This window comes from Robiginitomaculum antarcticum DSM 21748 (genome assembly GCF_000365025.1).
Taxonomy (GTDB): Bacteria; Pseudomonadota; Alphaproteobacteria; order Caulobacterales; family Maricaulaceae; genus Robiginitomaculum; species Robiginitomaculum antarcticum.
Window position 1 is genome coordinate 59,309 of sequence record NZ_KB823014.1, and the last position, 17,134, is coordinate 76,442.

22 protein-coding genes and 1 tRNA gene are annotated in these 17,134 nt (G+C 54.9%); 18 read left to right on the top strand and 5 right to left on the bottom strand.

The features are described from left to right. The first annotated feature begins 6 nt into the window (after nucleotides 1-6). From H142_RS15690 to H142_RS0112210, 3 genes are all read left to right on the top strand, one after another. On the top strand, nucleotides 7-324 hold the full coding sequence (locus tag H142_RS15690; RefSeq protein ID WP_033315307.1) for an RNA-binding S4 domain-containing protein: 318 nt from the start codon (nucleotides 7-9) through the stop codon (nucleotides 322-324). Between the two features lie 58 nt (nucleotides 325-382). Then, on the top strand, nucleotides 383-724 hold the full coding sequence (gene fdxA, locus H142_RS0112205) for a ferredoxin FdxA (protein ID WP_017932431.1): 342 nt from the start codon (nucleotides 383-385) through the stop codon (nucleotides 722-724). A gap of 190 nt (nucleotides 725-914) precedes the next feature. Continuing rightward, on the top strand, nucleotides 915-1,514 hold the full coding sequence (locus H142_RS0112210; protein ID WP_017932432.1) for a CarD family transcriptional regulator: 600 nt from the start codon (nucleotides 915-917) through the stop codon (nucleotides 1,512-1,514). A gap of 71 nt (nucleotides 1,515-1,585) precedes the next feature. On the opposite strand, the gene H142_RS15695 is transcribed toward H142_RS0112210, so the two are convergent. Further along, the gene (locus tag H142_RS15695) at nucleotides 1,586-2,401 is read right to left on the bottom strand and encodes a thermonuclease family protein (RefSeq protein WP_017932433.1); all 816 of its coding nucleotides are present in this window, start codon (nucleotides 2,399-2,401) and stop codon (nucleotides 1,586-1,588) included. A 125-nt stretch (nucleotides 2,402-2,526) separates the two neighbouring features. On the opposite strand from H142_RS15695, the gene H142_RS0112225 reads away from it, so the two are divergent. Next, nucleotides 2,527-2,603 (top strand) — tRNA-Arg (locus H142_RS0112225). A gap of 415 nt (nucleotides 2,604-3,018) precedes the next feature. Here H142_RS0112225 and H142_RS0112230 read toward each other — a convergent pair. Further along, on the bottom strand, nucleotides 3,019-3,954 hold the full coding sequence (locus H142_RS0112230) for a CHC2 zinc finger domain-containing protein (protein ID WP_324602983.1): 936 nt from the start codon (nucleotides 3,952-3,954) through the stop codon (nucleotides 3,019-3,021). 402 nt (nucleotides 3,955-4,356) lie between these two features. Here H142_RS0112230 and gspD point away from each other — a divergent pair, with 402 nt between their 5' ends. The 13 genes from gspD (at nucleotide 4,357) to H142_RS0112295 (ending at nucleotide 14,570) form a co-directional block, all read left to right on the top strand. Then, nucleotides 4,357-6,213 (top strand): type II secretion system secretin GspD, encoded by a 1,857-nt coding sequence (gene gspD, locus H142_RS15700; RefSeq protein ID WP_169331860.1) that lies wholly within the window; start codon nucleotides 4,357-4,359, stop codon nucleotides 6,211-6,213. Beyond that, entirely contained in the window at nucleotides 6,213-7,742 is a 1,530-nt protein-coding gene (gene gspE / locus H142_RS0112240) for a type II secretion system ATPase GspE (protein ID WP_017932437.1), read from the top strand. Before gspD ends, gspE begins: the two co-directional genes overlap by 1 nt. Next, the gene (locus tag H142_RS0112245; protein WP_017932438.1) at nucleotides 7,729-8,937 is read left to right on the top strand and encodes a type II secretion system F family protein; all 1,209 of its coding nucleotides are present in this window, start codon (nucleotides 7,729-7,731) and stop codon (nucleotides 8,935-8,937) included. Before gspE ends, H142_RS0112245 begins: the two co-directional genes overlap by 14 nt. Before the next feature lie 9 nt (nucleotides 8,938-8,946). Then, nucleotides 8,947-9,420, top strand: coding sequence for a type II secretion system major pseudopilin GspG (gene gspG / locus H142_RS0112250; RefSeq protein ID WP_017932439.1), 474 nt, complete (start codon nucleotides 8,947-8,949; stop codon nucleotides 9,418-9,420). Next, nucleotides 9,392-9,886: a GspH/FimT family pseudopilin gene (locus H142_RS0112255; RefSeq protein WP_169331861.1), complete on the top strand. Its 495-nt coding sequence runs from the start codon at nucleotides 9,392-9,394 to the stop codon at nucleotides 9,884-9,886. Before gspG ends, H142_RS0112255 begins: the two co-directional genes overlap by 29 nt. After that, nucleotides 9,883-10,248, top strand: a complete 366-nt coding sequence (gspI, locus tag H142_RS15705; protein ID WP_017932441.1) for a type II secretion system minor pseudopilin GspI — start codon at nucleotides 9,883-9,885, stop codon at nucleotides 10,246-10,248. Before H142_RS0112255 ends, gspI begins: the two co-directional genes overlap by 4 nt. Next, nucleotides 10,245-10,847, top strand: a complete 603-nt coding sequence (gene gspJ / locus H142_RS0112265) for a type II secretion system minor pseudopilin GspJ (protein ID WP_017932442.1) — start codon at nucleotides 10,245-10,247, stop codon at nucleotides 10,845-10,847. The genes gspI and gspJ overlap by 4 nt, the downstream gene beginning before the upstream one ends. After that, on the top strand, nucleotides 10,847-11,845 hold the full coding sequence (gene gspK / locus H142_RS0112270; RefSeq protein WP_026148035.1) for a type II secretion system minor pseudopilin GspK: 999 nt from the start codon (nucleotides 10,847-10,849) through the stop codon (nucleotides 11,843-11,845). The genes gspJ and gspK overlap by 1 nt, the downstream gene beginning before the upstream one ends. Beyond that, a complete protein-coding gene (gspL, locus tag H142_RS0112275; protein WP_017932444.1) occupies nucleotides 11,842-12,921 on the top strand; it encodes a type II secretion system protein GspL in 1,080 nt (359 codons plus the stop codon). The genes gspK and gspL overlap by 4 nt, the downstream gene beginning before the upstream one ends. Next, the gene (gspM, locus tag H142_RS0112280; protein WP_017932445.1) at nucleotides 12,918-13,388 is read left to right on the top strand and encodes a type II secretion system protein GspM; all 471 of its coding nucleotides are present in this window, start codon (nucleotides 12,918-12,920) and stop codon (nucleotides 13,386-13,388) included. The genes gspL and gspM overlap by 4 nt, the downstream gene beginning before the upstream one ends. Continuing rightward, entirely contained in the window at nucleotides 13,389-13,724 is a 336-nt protein-coding gene (locus H142_RS0112285; RefSeq protein ID WP_017932446.1) for a hypothetical protein, read from the top strand. Nucleotides 13,725-13,899: 175 nt separating this feature from the next. Continuing rightward, a complete protein-coding gene (locus H142_RS0112290; protein WP_017932447.1) occupies nucleotides 13,900-14,097 on the top strand; it encodes a hypothetical protein in 198 nt (65 codons plus the stop codon). A gap of 8 nt (nucleotides 14,098-14,105) precedes the next feature. Next, the gene (locus tag H142_RS0112295) at nucleotides 14,106-14,570 is read left to right on the top strand and encodes a hypothetical protein (protein WP_017932448.1); all 465 of its coding nucleotides are present in this window, start codon (nucleotides 14,106-14,108) and stop codon (nucleotides 14,568-14,570) included. Nucleotides 14,571-14,581: 11 nt separating this feature from the next. Here the strand turns inward: H142_RS0112295 and H142_RS15710 are convergent, their stop codons facing one another. Beyond that, nucleotides 14,582-15,064 (bottom strand): prepilin peptidase, encoded by a 483-nt coding sequence (locus H142_RS15710; protein ID WP_169331862.1) that lies wholly within the window; start codon nucleotides 15,062-15,064, stop codon nucleotides 14,582-14,584. Nucleotides 15,065-15,137: 73 nt separating this feature from the next. Here H142_RS15710 and H142_RS0112305 point away from each other — a divergent pair, with 73 nt between their 5' ends. After that, the gene (locus H142_RS0112305; RefSeq protein WP_083899037.1) at nucleotides 15,138-15,962 is read left to right on the top strand and encodes a type II secretion system protein N; all 825 of its coding nucleotides are present in this window, start codon (nucleotides 15,138-15,140) and stop codon (nucleotides 15,960-15,962) included. Between the two features lie 149 nt (nucleotides 15,963-16,111). Here H142_RS0112305 and H142_RS0112310 read toward each other — a convergent pair whose 3' ends face one another. After that, nucleotides 16,112-16,441 (bottom strand): hypothetical protein, encoded by a 330-nt coding sequence (locus H142_RS0112310; protein WP_017932451.1) that lies wholly within the window; start codon nucleotides 16,439-16,441, stop codon nucleotides 16,112-16,114. Nucleotides 16,442-16,873: 432 nt separating this feature from the next. Then, nucleotides 16,874-17,074 (bottom strand): hypothetical protein, encoded by a 201-nt coding sequence (locus H142_RS0112320; RefSeq protein WP_169331863.1) that lies wholly within the window; start codon nucleotides 17,072-17,074, stop codon nucleotides 16,874-16,876. Nucleotides 17,075-17,134: the final 60 nt, after the last annotated feature.

Sequence of the window (17,134 nt, forward strand, 5' to 3'; positions counted from 1 at the left end):
GCGTCTTTGGTAGACTACGCCCAAACGGAAACAGTGCGTTTGGACATATGGCTCTGGCGCGCCCGCTTTGTAAAAACGCGCGCCCTCGCCCGACACCTCATTGAAAAAGGTAAAGTCCGCATAAGCCGTAATGGTCAGACCAAGCGGGTCAAAAAAGCGAATACTGTCGTGCGCAGCGGCGACATTGTGACTTTAACCCGCCCGCACGGACTGATCGTGGCGCAAATGATCAGCGCCGGAGAGCGGCGCGGCCCGCCATCAGAGGCCAGAGCGCTGTATGAGTTGCTCGGCGAGACGGAGCAGACTGCGCCGCGGACGTTGTGACTTATTGACAAATTGCCCCGGCCCCGCCACATCGGGCCTGTAAATTCAAGGCGTAAATATGACCTATATCGTCAAAGACGAATGTATCAAATGTAAGTATATGGATTGCGTGGAAGTCTGTCCTGTGGACTGCTTTTATGAAGGCGAAAATATGCTCGTCATTCATCCGGACGAATGCATTGATTGCGGCGTCTGTGAACCGGAATGTCCGGTGGATGCTATCCGCCCCGATACTGACGATGAGCCGGACGGAAAATGGCTTGAGATCAATTCCAAATATGCGCTGGTATGGCCCAATGTGACCACAATCGGAAATGTTCCTGCCGACGCAGAAAAATACGTGGACGAAAAGAACAAATTCGAGAAATATTTCAGCCCTAAACCCGGAACAGGTGACTAAACCGGTCTTGTTTTAGGCCTTTCACACCTCAATACGCAGCATAAAGGGTTGAAAGAGTGGATTTTTAGCCATTTTTGTGTTATGATATTTTCATATACCGCAGCGCGGGCCCTCAAAAGCCCGCGCTTTGTTTGTGTTAACCCCCCTGATTGTGCAGCAAAGTGCTGCCTGTCAGTCAAAAGGACCTCTCATGGCTGCAAAAAGATCTAAGAAAAAGAATGTAAGTTTCAAGGTTGGCGAACATATCGTCTATCCGGCCCACGGCGTCGGTCAAGTCACTGCGATTGACCAAGAAGTTATCGCCGGTTTTGACATTGAAGTTTATGTTGTCATGTTTGAGCAGGATAAAATGATCCTGCGCGTGCCGACCGCTAAAGCGTCGACATCGGGCATGCGGGCTTTGTCCAATGACCTGATCCTCAAAGACTCGTTTACAACCCTGCGGGGCCGGGCGCGCATTAAACGCACCATGTGGAGCCGCCGCGCGCAGGAATATGAAGCGAAGATTAATTCCGGCGATCTTGTGCTTGTTTCCGAAGTCGTTCGTGATCTTCACCGCACGGATGATCAACCTGACCAATCTTATTCCGAACGCCAACTCTATGAATCGGCGCTCGACCGTATGGTGCGTGAAGTTGCCGCTATTAAAAAAGCAACGCGCTCTGCGGCGATGGAAGACATTATCGAAACGTTGACTGCAGCGCGCAAGAGAGCCGCCGCGAAAGCCGCCGCGAAAGCGGAAGCGGCTGCCGATAATGACGAAGATAATGAGGACGAAGCCGCAGCATAATCCGCCGCTTTCTCTAACGCTCTCAGCCCCGCTCATAAAGAATTATGAGCGGGGCTTTTTATTATCTGCCTCTAGTCCAAAACTTCTAAACGGTCAGGATCAGAGAGATAGATTGCGGGACCGTTATAGAGCTCGATCCATCCGCGCACCCGCACCCGCGCGCCTTCGAGCGCAACAGGATCAATACCCGCTTTCTTGAACCGCTTCTTACCGTCTTTTGTCAAAGACACCGTGAAATCCGTGCGGTAATCACTGCCGAAATTAAGATAAATCTGCCCGCGCACATTCGCCGTCGAGGTGATGACGCCCTCAATAATCTGGAAGCTGTCCACATCCTGGGCCAGAGGGTCAGGGTCGGGCTTTCGCACAGCGTAATAGTCCAGCGCCCACATACCGCGCTTCGCGGCGCGCGCTTCGCGTTCGGCCGCGTAGAGACGCGCCGTGTCCTGTTGCGTATCCGGCCATGAATAAACCCGCGCCATGCCGGAGCGAACCATATCTTCCTGCACCCATATTGCACCGGACGCATCAGGCGAGCCGACAAAGACTTGCGCCAATGCGCGGTCATAGCGATCACGCTGCGTGCCGCCATAGCGCAGCTGCACGTCTCTCCCCAGTGTAAGCCGGGCCAGCGCGGCTTTGGACTCCTGTCCTAAAGGCCAGTCTGTAAAGTCTTCGCGGCCCAATGATAATTTGGGTGCCTGAATGCCCGCAAGCCGTACCTTTAATCCACTGTCCAGATAAAGCGTGTCGCCGTCGGATATGCGGCTGACTTTGCCGCGCTCCCCCTCTGTCAGATCCGGCGCTGCAAGACCCGTAGTCGATAGCGACGCGGCGGTCGCAATTGTCACCAGCGAGAGCCGCTTGAGTGCTGATCGAAATCTCATAGGACTTTATTGCGCAGGGCGGCCCGTAAGTCGAATCGTTAGCCACGGCGTAGCTAAATTGACCACGGTTTGACGCACGAAGCGCCATTGCGCGTAATCCTCAAATATGGTTTGACGCGCCTCATGATCCCGTAGCTCAGCCGGATAGAGCATCAGATTCCTAATCTGGAGGCCGGTGGTTCGAATCCACCCGGGGTCGCCATTTATATATTTTAAATCAATAACTTATGAAACATGAAGAATTTTAGCCTTGTTGAATTCTGGCTTCAGTAAGCACATAGTAAGCACGCACGCTAATCATCACTACGCGAATACGCGCTTATTGATTCTTACCAACACACCCTCACTCCTTAACGAGTGGGGCTAACGGTTTGGCTAATCGCCTTTACCACGCTCACGCTATTCCCCACGGTTGTCTGCGTTTTACAACGCGACTTTTTAGCTTTTTCCTGTCCATTTAACATGGTCTGACAATCGCCACCGGATAAACCTAAAAAGTCGCCTTGCTAACCGCGCGTAAACGACAACCGTGGGGAAAAAGCTCGCGGCCTATTGCCCGCGCACGGTTCAACAAAAAAGCCCCGCATAGAATGCAGGGCTTTGCTTCCACTCCCCCGCTAGAAACGCGGGAGTGTGGCTAAAATGTCTTCGCTCATTGTGTCCGGCTTAACGCCATCCTCCAGAGCGACGGTTTTAACGAACAGATGCTTTGCCAAAATTGGCAAAGACGAGGCCGTACCCACACGGCCTCCTTCATCCCCATCAAAGATGAGAATGACGCTTTTAATGCCGTGCTTAACGAGCAATTCAGCTTGGGCCTCCGTAACGCTATCCCCGAATGTAGAAACGCAAGGAATGCCTGCGCTGTGTAGACGCAGGACAGACCAGAAGCCTTCTACGATCACAAGGCAATCGCTTCCCTTTTCAAGAACGCGATTGAGATTATAGAGCACTTTGCTTTTCTCAAACCCTTTAGGCAAGAGATAGCGCGGCACATCTTTTGGCGGAAAATCATTGGCCCATCGTCCTGAATAGGCAATTAGCTGCCCTTCGGCGTTATTAATCGAAAAGCAAATGCGATCCTTCATCATACCCTTATTGGCAAAGCCAATCCCAAACGCTTTAACAAGTTTTTTCTTAAACCCTCTCGCGGCAATGAACCCATGCTTATGATCCAGCTTAAGCTCAAACGTCAGAGGCTTGTTAGACGGCCCGGCGGGTTTGTCTTTTGCGCTCGATTCAGACGGCTTGGACTTCTCCGCCTTTTTCGCTTTCGCCTTAACAGGCTTAGCGGAACGAGCCGTTTTACTCTTCGCTTTACCGCGACCATTTGAAGTCCGCTCTAAAGCTTGAGTGATCCCGAACATCTCCGCAGCCGCGAATGCAGCTTTGCGAAGCTCGCTGGTATTGCTTGGATCAAGCCCTTCCATATGCGCCACAAAGTCAAGTGCATTGCCGCCTGCATCGCAGGCGAAACAGTTATAAATCTGTTTTGCCACATTTACACCGCAGGATGGTTTGTGATCGTTATGAAAAGGACAGATGATCTTAATCTAATCCCCGTTGCCGTGCTCGTCTATTCCATAATGCTCGAGCACATCTTCAAAAACTCAGATGCTCGCGCATCGTTTGAAGTCTAACCATTGTGTAATGTTGAAAGCGCCCATATGACTGTTGATTAGGGAGACGTAATTTTAGCATACTCGGTGTGTTTGAGGAAAATTTCTAATAGATTTGCAAACTGATGCGACGTTACAATCTAGGCTTTAAGGGCCGCCGCAAATCTTCACGGTCGATATTGCGACGGGATTTTGTATATAAATCCTTATATGGCTTAACTTGCGCGCAGGTCTGACTGTGATAGCCTAGCGATTGTCGCATTTCCGTAACATTGGATTTATAAAGGCGCAGCTTTGCAAGGGTTTAGGTTAATGAAATACGGTCTGAGACAATTTTTGTACGCGATTTTGATTGTTTTGGCCGCGGCCCTTGTATTATCACCGTTTGCCCGTGCCCAAGACGGCCATCTCATTACCATGCAAGAGGCCGATATTCGCGCCTTTATCGATGATGTATCCATCGTCACCGGCAAGACCTTTCTGGTCGACCCGCGCGTGCAGGGCAAAGTCACGATCAGCTCCGAGCAAAACCTGTCCAAAGCTGAAGTGTTCGAGGTGTTCAAAGACGTCATGCGCCTGCACGGCTACGCCGTAATCCGAACGCCTGGCGGCGAATACCGCATCACGCTTTTGCAGGGCGCGGCGCAGGACGCCCCCTATGTCGTCAATAGCGGCTATAACGGACAGCTTGCGACAACGATTATTCGACTGAATTATGTCGATGCCGCCGAAGCCGCAAAATTAATCAAACCCGTTATGCACAGTCAGGGCGTTCTGACCGCTTTGCCCAATGGCAATATTATTGTCGTCACGGATTTTCCTGAAAACCTGCGCAAAGCGCGCGAAATTGTTAACGCCATGGACACAAGCGGCATGGTTGTCGAAACCGTGCAGCTGACCCAGATTAGCCCCATGGATGCCGAAGCGGCTATTAATAAACTTGCCGGTCCGCGCGCCGCCTATCGCGCCATCGCCGTGCCCGGCACAAACAGCATTATTCTCGAAGGCAATTTCGCCGACATAGCCCGTATCCGACCGATTATTTTGCAAATGGATCAAATCGGCGCCGTGCCGCGCGGACAGGTCACGGTTATTCCGCTGCGGTTTGCCGATGGAGAGCAAATCGCTGGTATTCTTGCCGCACTGCTGCCGAGTTATGCGCGCGAGGGACAGCCTGTTCCGACTGTAGCTTACGAAGCCGGAAGCAACACCATCATCATTAGCGCGTCGGGTGAGACGCAGCAGGCTCTGTCCACTGTGATCCGGCGCCTCGACGTGCGCCGCCCGCAGGTTCTGGTCGAAGCGATAATTGTCGAAGTGTCTGACACGGCGACGCGCGATCTGGGACTGCAATTTGCCATTGCCGGCGCGCGCGGGAATTCCGTGCCCTTTATCGGCACGAATTATTCACGCCAAGCCCCCAATATCCTCTCTCTTACCGGAGCGATTGCAACGGCAGGCGCGCCGGACGCGGCCAATCCAAATATTCCGGCGGCGGCACTGAGCTCTCTATTTGGCCTTGAAGGGGGCATTCTGGGCGGAGCCGGAATTTCCGGTAACACATTGTTCTCAGTCATTTTGAACGCGGTGGAAACTGATGATAATTCTAACGTCCTGTCCACGCCTTTTGTCACCACGGTCGATAATGTTCCGGCAACATTTTTGGTCGGTCAAGAAATTCCGATTACAACAGGCGAAAGTCTCGGGGCCAACAATGTTAATCCGTTTCGCACATTTGAGCGCCAAGAGGTAGGTATCAAACTTGAAGTCCTGCCACAGATTAGCGAGGGTGATGTCATTCGGTTGACCATTGCCCAGGAAGTATCTTCGATTAATGGCGCGGTGACAGGAAGCTCGGCGGATTTCATTCTCAATAAGCGTGAAATTACCACCACTGTTCTGGCCAATGACGGTGAGGTCATTGTGCTCGGCGGCTTGATACAGGACGACGAAGAGATCAATATCGACAAGGTTCCGGGGCTGGGCGATGCGCCTATTATCGGGCGTTTGTTTCAGTCACGCGGTAAAGCCCGCACGCGCACGAATTTAATGGTGTTCCTGCGCCCGACAATTATCCGTAGCGCCGAGGATGCCCGCCCGATTACGCGCGAGCGTATGGAATATATGCGCCGTTATGAGATTGAAAACTCAGAGGACGGGACGAGTAAACTTGACCGCGTAATGCCGCAATAATGGAAGCCACGGCGCCCATAGTCGTCTCTCCAATCGCTGCGCCGGCGCGGCTATCCTATAGTTTTGCGCGGCAGCACGGCGTACTGCTGATGAGCGGTGAAGAAGGACTAACGGCACTATACCGGACAGGCGCAGACGTTTTTGCACTACGTGAAGCCCGCCGCGTAGGGCGTCAGCCGCTGATCCGCCGCGAAGTTGATCCGGCGGAATTTGACCGTCTGCTCTCATCTATTTATGCCCAAGGTGATCTGAGCGAAACGGCCGCCACGGTAATGGAGGCGCCGCAGGATTTATCCGCTCTGGCGGACAGTATTCCGCAGACTTCTGACCTTCTCGATAGTGAAGACGATGCACCGGTGATCAAACTGATCAACGGCATCTTGCAGGAAGCTATCCGCCAGAAAGCCTCCGATATACATATCGAGCCCTATCAAAACCGTGTTTCAACACGCCTGCGTGTCGACGGCGCATTGCGCGAAGTTCTCTCGCTTGCCCCTCAGCTCTCCGGTTCACTGGTGAGCCGGGTCAAAGTCATGGCGCGTTTAGATATTGCCAAAAAACGTGTGCCGCAGGATGGGCGGTTTTCGCTTAATCTTGGAGAGCGGGCCGTGGATATCCGTGTCTCCACTCTACCCAGCCAATATGGCGAGCGAGTGGTGATGCGTTTGCTCGAAAAAACGGCGCAGCTCCTCGATTTATCACAAATCGGCTTGGGCACAGAGGATCTGGCCCTGATGCGACGCGCCATTGCCCGCCCAAACGGCATTGTTCTGGTCACAGGGCCGACAGGCTCGGGTAAAACCACCACGCTTTACGGCGCGGTCAGCGAGCTCAATGATGGCTCGCGCAATATTCTGACGATCGAAGATCCGGTCGAATATGCGCTGGACGGGATAGGACAGACCCAGGTCAATTCCAAGATCGGCATGACATTTGCGGCAGGACTACGCGCTATATTGCGGCAAGATCCGGACGTCGTCATGGTCGGGGAAATTCGCGACCCTGAAACGGCGCAGATCGCTGTGCAAGCCGCGCTCACAGGGCATTTGGTACTGTCCACCGTCCATACCAATAGCGCCGCGGCCGCCATTGCCCGTCTGCGCGATATGGGCATTGAAAGCTTTCTGCTCGCCTCTACCGCCACAGCCATTGCCGCCCAGCGCCTCGTGCGAAAATTATGCGAACAGTGCAAAGAGGGCTACACACCCAGCGCGCGCGAATTATCCGATCTGGGCCTATCGCCTAAAACCAAGCTGACATTCTTTGCGCCCAAGGGCTGCATGACCTGTCGCCAGACCGGATATAATGGACGGCTCGGCATTTTCGAGATCATCAGCGTCGACGAGGACATAAAACGTCTGATCCATGATCAGGCCCGCGAGGGCGAAATCGCTAAAATGGCGTTTAAAGACCGCCCGACCCTTCTGCAAAGCGGGGCCGACCATGTGATCTCCGGCCGCACAAGCGCTGCCGAAGTGTTGCGCGTCTGCCGCGCCAATGAAGCGGAGGCCGTCAGTGGAGACATTTGATTATGCCGCCGTAACGGCGCAGGGCCGTAAGACCTCGGGCTCAATTTCTGCGGTCAGCGCGCGGGCCGCACGTGATGTTTTGCGCGGACAGCATCTGACGCCGATTGCGATCACCCCCGCCAAAAGCAAAAGTACACTGAAAACCGCCAAAGGCGGACAGACGGTGCGGTTCAAACATCTCACCCAGGCCACACGCCAAATTGCCATACTAATTGATGCCGACACGCCGATTGAAGAAGCATTAAAAGTCATCGCGCAGCAATTTGAAAAGCAGAATATGCGGGGCATTTTAATGGGCGTGCGCGGCCGGGTGATGGAGGGCGCGCGCTTGTCCGAAGCGCTCGCCGCCTACCCCAAGGCTTTCCCGAAACTATACTGCTCTATGGTGGCTTCCGGCGAAGTGTCGGGCCAGCTTCCTACCGTGCTTAACCGTCTGGCCGCAGATTACGAAGCCGCGCAGGCTATTCGCCGCAAGGTGCTGGGCGCGATCATTTACCCGATCATTCTGTCATTTGTGGCGCTGCTGGTGACCGGCATATTGATGATGGTGGTCGTGCCCAAAGTCGTCGAGCAGTTCGATACATTAGGCCAGGAGCTGCCCTGGCTGACCAAAGCCGTGATTGCGCTATCGGACTTCCTGGCCGCTTATGGACTTCTGCTCGGCCTCGCTATCGTCGCGGCGATTGCCGGATTTGTCTTTGCGCTGCGCCGGCCAGCTTTTCGCCTGCACGTCGATAGCGCGCTTTTGCGCCTGCCGCTGATCGGCAATATGGCGCGCAGCCTCAATGCCTCGCGCTTTGCCCGCACGGCGTCCAGCCTGATGCAATCGGGCACGCCCAGCGTGGCCTCGCTACAATCGGCCAGCCATACATTGCGCAACTCTCTGATGCGGCTGCGCACGCAAGGCGCGATTGAACGTATACGTGAAGGCCAGAGCATTTCGCGCGCCCTGCGCGGCTCCGGCGTGTTTCCGCCGCTTGTCGTCCAAATGGTGGCGGGCGGGGAAACCGGCGGCGATGTAGCGGGCATGTTTGCCAAATCCGCGGATTATCTGGAAGGTGAACTGGACAGCGTTATTGGCGTGTTCCTGGCGCTACTCGAGCCCTTGATTATTATCTTTCTGGCGATGGTTGTACTGCTGATTATCGGCGCGATTTTCATGCCGATTTTGCAACTTAACTCCGCTGTTTTATAAGGAGACATTATGAGCGACATTCAAAACACCCCTGAACGTGACAACGCAGACATCCGAAAGACCGATGGTGAGTCCGGATTTACCCTTGTCGAAGTCCTGACCGTACTGGCCATCATCGCCATCATCACGACGGCTGTGGTCGTCAATGTGTTCTCCATTACCGGCACGGCCAAGGTCAAACGCGCACAGGTCGATATCTCGACATTGTCCAGCGCGATTGAGCAATATAATCTCGACATCGGGACTTATCCCGATGAACGTGACGGGCTAAACGCCTTGAGAGAATTACCCGCAGGCGCGCGGAATGCCGAACTTTACCGTCAGGGCGGGTATATCAAAAAACTGCCGACCGATCCGTGGGGTAGCGCTTATATATACCGCTATCCGGGCGATTATGGTGCTTATGATATTTATAGTTTTGGCGCAGACGGCGTCGAGGGCGGCGAGGGCGATAATGCCGATGTCACCAGCTGGGAAGAATAAAATTATAGACAGGCAGGCCGGCTTTACGCTGGTCGAAGTGCTCACGGTTTTGACCATCATTGCGCTGGTCACGGGGGCTGTGGTTTTGACGCTGCCCCCTAAGACGCCAGAGGCGCTGGAGCAGGCGCGCGATTTGCGCACCGATTTGAACGTTGCCGCCGATGACGCCCTGCTGCGCGGACAACCCACCGCGCTCTCTGTGACGCAAACGGGCTACCAGATTTACAGCTATGACGCGCTTGAGTGGCAGTCGCTCAAAGACGCGCCATGGGCTGACGGGGTTAGCGCGCAGCTTCGCCGCGATGGAGAGGTAATGACCCTGCCGGATACGCCGACGCCGCTGATTATTTTTGAACCTGTCGGCCAGTCAGAGAGCTTTGAATTGCGATTGCAGAGCCTTAGCGGCACTTATGTGCTACGCAATTCCGGCAATGGGCGCACTGTTTTGGGAGACGATAGACCATGAGAGCCAGCCTATCAGACCGGGGCTTTACCCTGACCGAAGTGCTGGCGGCTTTGGTAATTTTTTCCTTTGCCATATTAGGGCTGACGCAAGCGGCAGGACAATCCGCCGCCAGCGCCGCGCGGCTTAAATCCAAATCCCTTGCCGCAATTGTTGCTGATAATGAAATTGCGCGGCTGGACTTAACGCCTGTTAGTCCGGGCAGCCGCTCCGGTTCCGCGATGCAAATGGGACGTACATTTGATTATGTGGTCGAGGCAAGCGCCACAGACGCGCCGGGTTTCCTGCGTATTGACGTGACCGTGAGAGAACTGGACTCAGAGCAAGCACTGATCAAACGCACCGCGTTTAAGGCCGCGCAATGATCGTGCAGAGGCGCCAAGATTCGGGCTTCACGCTGACCGAAGTACTGGTTGCGCTGTTTATTTTCTCCTTGATCAGTGTCGGGTCTTTGTCGGCCATGTCGAGCAGCTTGCAGGCTAAAGCCAGCATTAAGACGCAAACCGAAGCGATGCGCGAGATCGATCTGGCCCGCGCGATACTAACATCCGATATGGGCGCGCTGCAGCGCCGCGTCGCACGCGATATACAAGGCGGATTTCAGCCTTATATTTTCGAAGGCGGGTCGGATGTTTTGCTACGCTTTACCCGCAGCGGACGAGATAATCCTGCCGCCTTGTCTGCGCGAGGGGATATACAGCGCGTAGAGTATATTTTCGACTCGGGCCGCCTTATCCGGCGCGCCCGCCTGCAAGCCAATCCCGCGCCGGATACACCCTATAGCGAACGCATATTGCTGGAGGGCCTGACCCACGCCGAGCTGCGTTTCGATACTTCGCTTGGCCCCGTCACGCAGGTGCTTATTCCGGCGGGCAGCGCAAAAGAGCTACCGCCGCTCATGACCCTGGTTTTGACATTTGAGACGGGCGAAACACTGACCCAAACATTTGGGATAGAGATGTGATGCGCGGTCATAAACCCGACACTGAACGCGGCGCAGTTTTGCTGACAACCATCCTTGTCATGGTGATTATGGCGAGTGTCGCCGTCGCCATATTCGACGATCTGCGCTATGCTGTGCGCCGCGCCAACAATATCCAGACCGCCGCACAGCTGGATTTATATGCTGACGGAGCGGAGGATTTTGCTGCGCAATATCTGGCGCAAGTCATGGGCACAGCCTCGCCCGCGCAAATGAACGCCGGCCTTAATGCACCCGAGCCGATTATCTTTCCGCTGGATAACGGCGTCATGACATTGTCAGTCCGCGACGGCTCGCAATGCCTATCTTTGACGCAAATGAACCGCGGGAATGGCCGCCGCAATTTCAGACAGCTTCTTGAGGTCATGGGCGTGCCGACAAGCCAAGCCGCGCAAATGACCAGTGCCGTGGCCGATTGGCAAGACCCCGATAGCGCGCCGCTGCCCGGCGGGGCCGAGGACGGATATTACCTTGCGCTTGATCCGCCCTATCGCACGGCCAATACGCCCATGAGTTCACCTCAGGAGCTGCGCGCTGTGCGCGGCTTTGACGCCGCCCTCGTCTCCCGTCTCCGACCTTACATTTGCGCGCGTCCCGATCCCGCGCAGAGCCGCATTAATCTCAATACCTTGACCGCCGATTATGTGCCTCTTCTGGCCGCTTATTTGGGCGGGACGGACTGGATTATTGCGGCTAAGAAGCTCATTACCAATCGTCCCGCTTCGGGCTATACCGACGCTACGGCGCTTCGGGCCACGCCTGCGCTAGAGGGGCTCGACTTGCGCGATGTTGATATCGACGCTTTGATTTTCACGCCGAATTACATATGGGTTGAGGCACAGATCCGTGACGGAGATATTATGCGCCTGCGCAGTTTCGAGTTTGATATTAGCGGCGGCGCGCCGCAGATAATCCTGCGCCGGCGCGGGGCCGAAGGTTTGCGTCCGATAGCGGCCCTCTCCCGCAGGGCGACGCCATGAGCCGCGGCTATCTGTTTGTCTCTGAGAATCCCGATGAAAGCTGGCTCTGGCTGGACAGCGGCGCAGCGCATGGTGAGCAGATTGAGGGCGCGCAAAAGCAGGTTTTTGGAGGCACGTTAACCGAACCCCCTATTATCGTCTTGCCGGGGCAATTGGTCAAAGCGTTACAGCTTGACCTGCCCAAATTGCGGCCTGCGCAGATGCGCGAAGCCGCCCGTTTCGGCGCGGAAGATAAGCTTGGTAGCGCGGCGGGCCAAATGCATATCGCGCTTCCCAAAGGCGACCAATCCTTAACGCTAGCCTGTGATCGCGATATGCTGGCCGCGCAGCTTTCGGCGCTCAATGCGGCGTCTATTTCGCCAACGGACATTTACGCGGATTTTGACCTCGTCGCGGCGGGCACTGCGCCGGTGCGCTTTTTAGAGCAGGTGATTTTATCCGCCCCGAGCGCTTATACCGAAGATGCCGGATGGGATACCAATATGACGGCGCGCGCGAATACCGTCGACGCCACGCAAATTGCGGCGCTGTTCAATCCGTCTCAAGCGACCAATTTATTGCAGGATGACTACGCGCCGCGCCGCGCCTTATTCGGCGAGCGTGCTGGGCAGATGGATATCTTAAGACCTGTCGCGGCAGCGCTGTTATTTACCGGAATTGCTGCGCTACTGTTTGACATATCCCGCCTGCGCGCTGAGCAAATGCAGATATCGTCCCTGCGCGCGGATACGGCCCGTCTTTACACTGCGGCTACCGGTGAGACCGCGCCGCCTGATCCTGCCCGCGCCCTGCGCAGAAGCGTGGATAGCGGCGCGGATATATCTGTGACCTACGCCCGGCTCTCCGCTATTGCCCTGTCTGCTGTACAAGCCACAAATGGCGTGCAGCTTGAAAATTTGCGTTATGACGCCGGCAATAACCGCCTCGTTTTGACGCTGAATTATTCCGCCTTTGAAACCGCCTCCGCATTTCAGCAGGCCGTAGCCGCTCGCGGCGGAAACCTGTCTGTCGGCGGCGTCAGGGAGCAGAACGGCGTATTGGTCGGTGAAGCTGTACTCAGCGGGGATGCATCATGAGGCTTTCTGATATCGGCTTTCTGAGAAACCGCGCGCCGCGTGAACGGGCCCTGGTGTTGGGCGCATTGAGCCTCGGCATTGTGTTTTTGCTCTTTCAATTCATATTGATGCCTTACCTTACCTATCGCAGCGAGACGGCCTCGGCGCTACAAAAAGCTAAACAGGATTTCGCTTATGTCACGCGTATGGCGCCGCAGGCCGGCGGGCCGCAGACCGCCGCGCGCCGGCCTTTTACCCGCGAAGTCTTGATTGAGCAGGCCCGCGCCGACGATCTGTCTATTAGCCGCGTACAGCCTGCGGCCAACGGCATGGTCACAGTCTGGTTTGATGACCAAAGCGCGGCAGGCGTGCTCGGCTTCATGAGGAAGATTGAAAGCAGCTATGAGACCGATATTGATCAAGTCATCCTGTCGAGGCGCGCCGGTGGACTGATTACGGCGCAAATTACCTATCGCGCCGGAGAGTAAATGCGCGCTCTGATCGTCATTTTGGCCGCAATGGTCAGCGCCTATGCAGTTCTCGCGTTTTTTCCGGCCCAATGGGCAGCCGCTCTGGCGCTACCGCAGGACGCGCGCAGGCAAGCGCAATTTACCGGTACGGTCTGGCGCGGCGAGGTCAAGCCTAACGTCAAGCTCGGGCTTGCGCCGATCGTTTACACTTTATCGCCAAAGGCTCTCATAAGCGGCGGGGATTATTTTGAGTTTAGGTCAAATGGGGCACTAATATTGCGCGGCAGCGGGTCGCATAAACGCGTAAATTCACTTCATATTTCCGGCCCCTCTTATCGCCTTTGGCCCTACTGATCCGCGTCTGGGCGGTCTGCTCGGGGACATCAAACTGGATATGAAGGACTTCATTTTCGAGCCATTTTTCCGAAGCGGCAGGGGGACATCCAGCACTGACATATTGGCCCGAAACCAGAGTTATCTCAATTGAACGGGACCGGTTTTATCGGGGCCGCTTGCCTGTGAAAACGGCGTGCTCACCGCGCGGCTCAGCGGCGCACAAGGCCAAAGCCGCATTGACCTGACCCTGCAATTTTACGGGAATGGCACATATAGCGCCGATATTGTCGCGACCTCGCCCGATCCCGGTATAGCGCCTTATCTACAAAGCTTCGGCTTTTCCGGCGACGCCTCGCGCCTATCGCTGGCGGAGACAGGCAATTGGCGCTAGGCTGAGCTATGAGATACGCCATAATCCTACTGATATCGACGCTGAGTCTCGGCTCGTGTCAGACGGCGGCTCCGCTGGAGACGACGCAAACACAGCCTGCGACGCAAAGGCCGGAGCAGCTTTCGCCGCAGACTCTAGCCCGTGGAGATTGCGCGATGTTCGTGTGGGAGCGCGCGGCGCCCAATCGCTTCATTTTATTTACCCAATCGCGTACGGGCGCGGGCGTCTGGTATGACGGGTCTAAATCTGTATCCGTCACTATTGACGCGGCGTCCGGGGAGGTTGAGCAGGGCCAAAGCCCTCAGCAAAGCCTGTCCGGCGCAGATGCCGCGCTGGATATCCGCCTTGTCGACGCGCAGTCCATTACGGGCGGCACGCGTTATAGCGGTGGACGTTTGCGGGTTACCAGCGCCCAGGAATGGGAGCGTTTTATCCCCGTTGTTGGATTGTCGAGCTGTAATATAGAGCCCTAATATTTCGGGCCTTAATAGCCCGATAATGTCAGGCCTATCCACGTTAAAAATATGCCGGCGCTTAAAAACGGCCCGAACGGCAACTGCCCGTTTTCGCTCTTTGCCCGCATAGACGGCAGAATGAGCAGAGATAAAGCGCCTGCGCTGGCAATCAGGACGATAAAGGGAAGTGCGAATGCTCCGCACCACGCGCCGCCGACAGCGAGCATTTTCGCGTCGCCGCGCCCCAGACCGTCGCGCCCGCGCAGACGTTTGTAGCCCAGTTCCAAAATGACGAAAACGCCGTACCCTATGGCCGCGCCGAGCAGGGCGGACATAAGCGCGTCGATGAAAAAGCTATAAACCAAACCCGCTATAATCAGCGGGAAAGTGAGCCTATTCGGAAGGCGGAATGTCCGCCAGTCAATCACGGACAATGCCAGAAGTCCCGCGAGCAAGACCGCGCCGCCGCCCATATTAATCCAGTTTATATTATCCAGTGAAAAGCTCTCCATAGGGCGGCTTAAATAGCGCTCACGCTTCACGCAAGCGCATTGATAAACCGCCGCCCGCGCGATACACGGATATATGACCTCACGCTCGACAGCATCGCCCGCCATGACATGGGCCGCGCGCCTTGCCGCTCTGCTGATTGCTGCGCTCGGTGTGTTTTACATTGTGCGGGCGGTGATGCTGTTTCTTGCGCCGACATCTTATTGGGCCGCGCCCCACATTCGCGGTGGTGACAGCGTTCCGGTCGCGCGCGCAATCGTGACTGTAGATCCGGCATTTGATCCGTTTTATCGTGATGAGCAGCAGTCGCAATCGGGGCAAAGTTTCGAAGACGCGCCGGAAACGACGCTGAACCTGACCCTTGTCGGCCGTATTACGGGTGACGGCGGACGCGCTATTTTGCAAACTCCAGACGGCGTGCAGCGCGGCTATGCTGTCGGCGAAGAGATCATAAATGGCGTAACGCTACAGGCGATTAATCCGGGCTATATTGTTATTTTGCAAAATGGCGCGCCGGAGCGTTTGACCATTACTGATAAGGGCGGCGTCATGTCTGCGGCGCTCCCGGATATGCCAGCGGATATTCCCAATAGTGTTGGCACAGATATCGATTTTAATCCCGCAGAGTTTCTGACCGAGACAAATATCACGCCCGTGCGCGGTGATGATGGTGCCGTGCAAGGCTACCGGATTACCGAGCGCATTTCGACGGCTGACCTTTCGCGTTATAGTCTACGCAGCGGCGATGTGATCACGGCTGTTAACGGCGCAGATATTACGCAGGGCCGGCCTGAATTCGGGCCATTATTCAATGACGCTAAACGCAGTGGAAGATTAGAACTTACCGTTATACGTGAAGGCGTAGAATATACTCGAACTGTGATTGTGAAGACCGAGTGAAACTGATTTTGAACTGATCGCCGCCCCATGTTCGTCTATTCCATAATACGCAAGCACATCATGGAAATTTAAGTGCTAACGCACCGTTTTGAAGTCTACCCATTGTGTCATGATTATCTCCCGTGACTGAAATTTAGGGAGACGTTATTTTAGCATAATCTGTATTGGTCTTGTTTTGCGCTGACCTGCCCGCCGAGGCGCAGATAGGTAAATTGGTCATTGCCCGTGAGCGGATCAACCATAGAGACGAGGCCGGAGCTGTCATAAATATTATAGATCGTCTCCCCATTCATCACGGATTTCACGCGCTTTAGACTTTGGAGGAGGTTAGCTGTGCTGACAAATCGATCCTGTGAATCGATTTGAACCGGAAAAGGCGTTGGCAGACGCCCGTCATACCCATAAGCCGCGCTGCCCCACGGCCCGGTCGAGATGAATAAGGTCAGAATGGTGAGGATAATGGGTTTTATAAAAGCCATGATACAGAGATAACAGATTGCACCCAAAGAGTCCCGGGGGATGGCAAAGCGGGACTACTTTGGCCCACTCAATAAGCTACCCGCTTTCGCGGGCACAGACTCCAAATCAGAAACTCCGCTCATCCCGGACTTGAGCCGGGATAGCGTCGAAGTGGGCCACAAGGCACGCTTCGCTTTATCTTGCTCCGCACCTATTCTGACCCTTTTTCCTTCTCAACCTGCCTTTTATCAAAACGACTAATGAGGGCTAACATCAAGAACGTCAGCACAAATATGAAAGCAAGCCATCCTGCCTCAACATACCATCTTTCCATTGTCTGTGCGAAGCCATTTGAAAATAAGACCAATAAAAATCTCATCACAAATAGCACCATAGCTATTTTTGTAGATGCCCACATAATCGATTTTATTGAAGTCACGGTCTCGACCATCTTAATAGTTTCTTTCTGGATCAATCATTGGTTCGGGTTGCACCATGTCTGATAATTGGCCAGCAGCATCATTTATTGCCGCTCCTGCATCTTGTAGGGTGTTTGATACTGCATCGACCGCACCAGGAATTTGATTCACTACTGCATTACCTAAAGCGGCAGTCCCGGCGGTAACCACATTCCCTGCAGCTTCACTCTTCAATATGGAGCCGCCAATTAGCGCCAGCTTGACCTCCAACTAATGTAGAAGTTGCTGCGACTG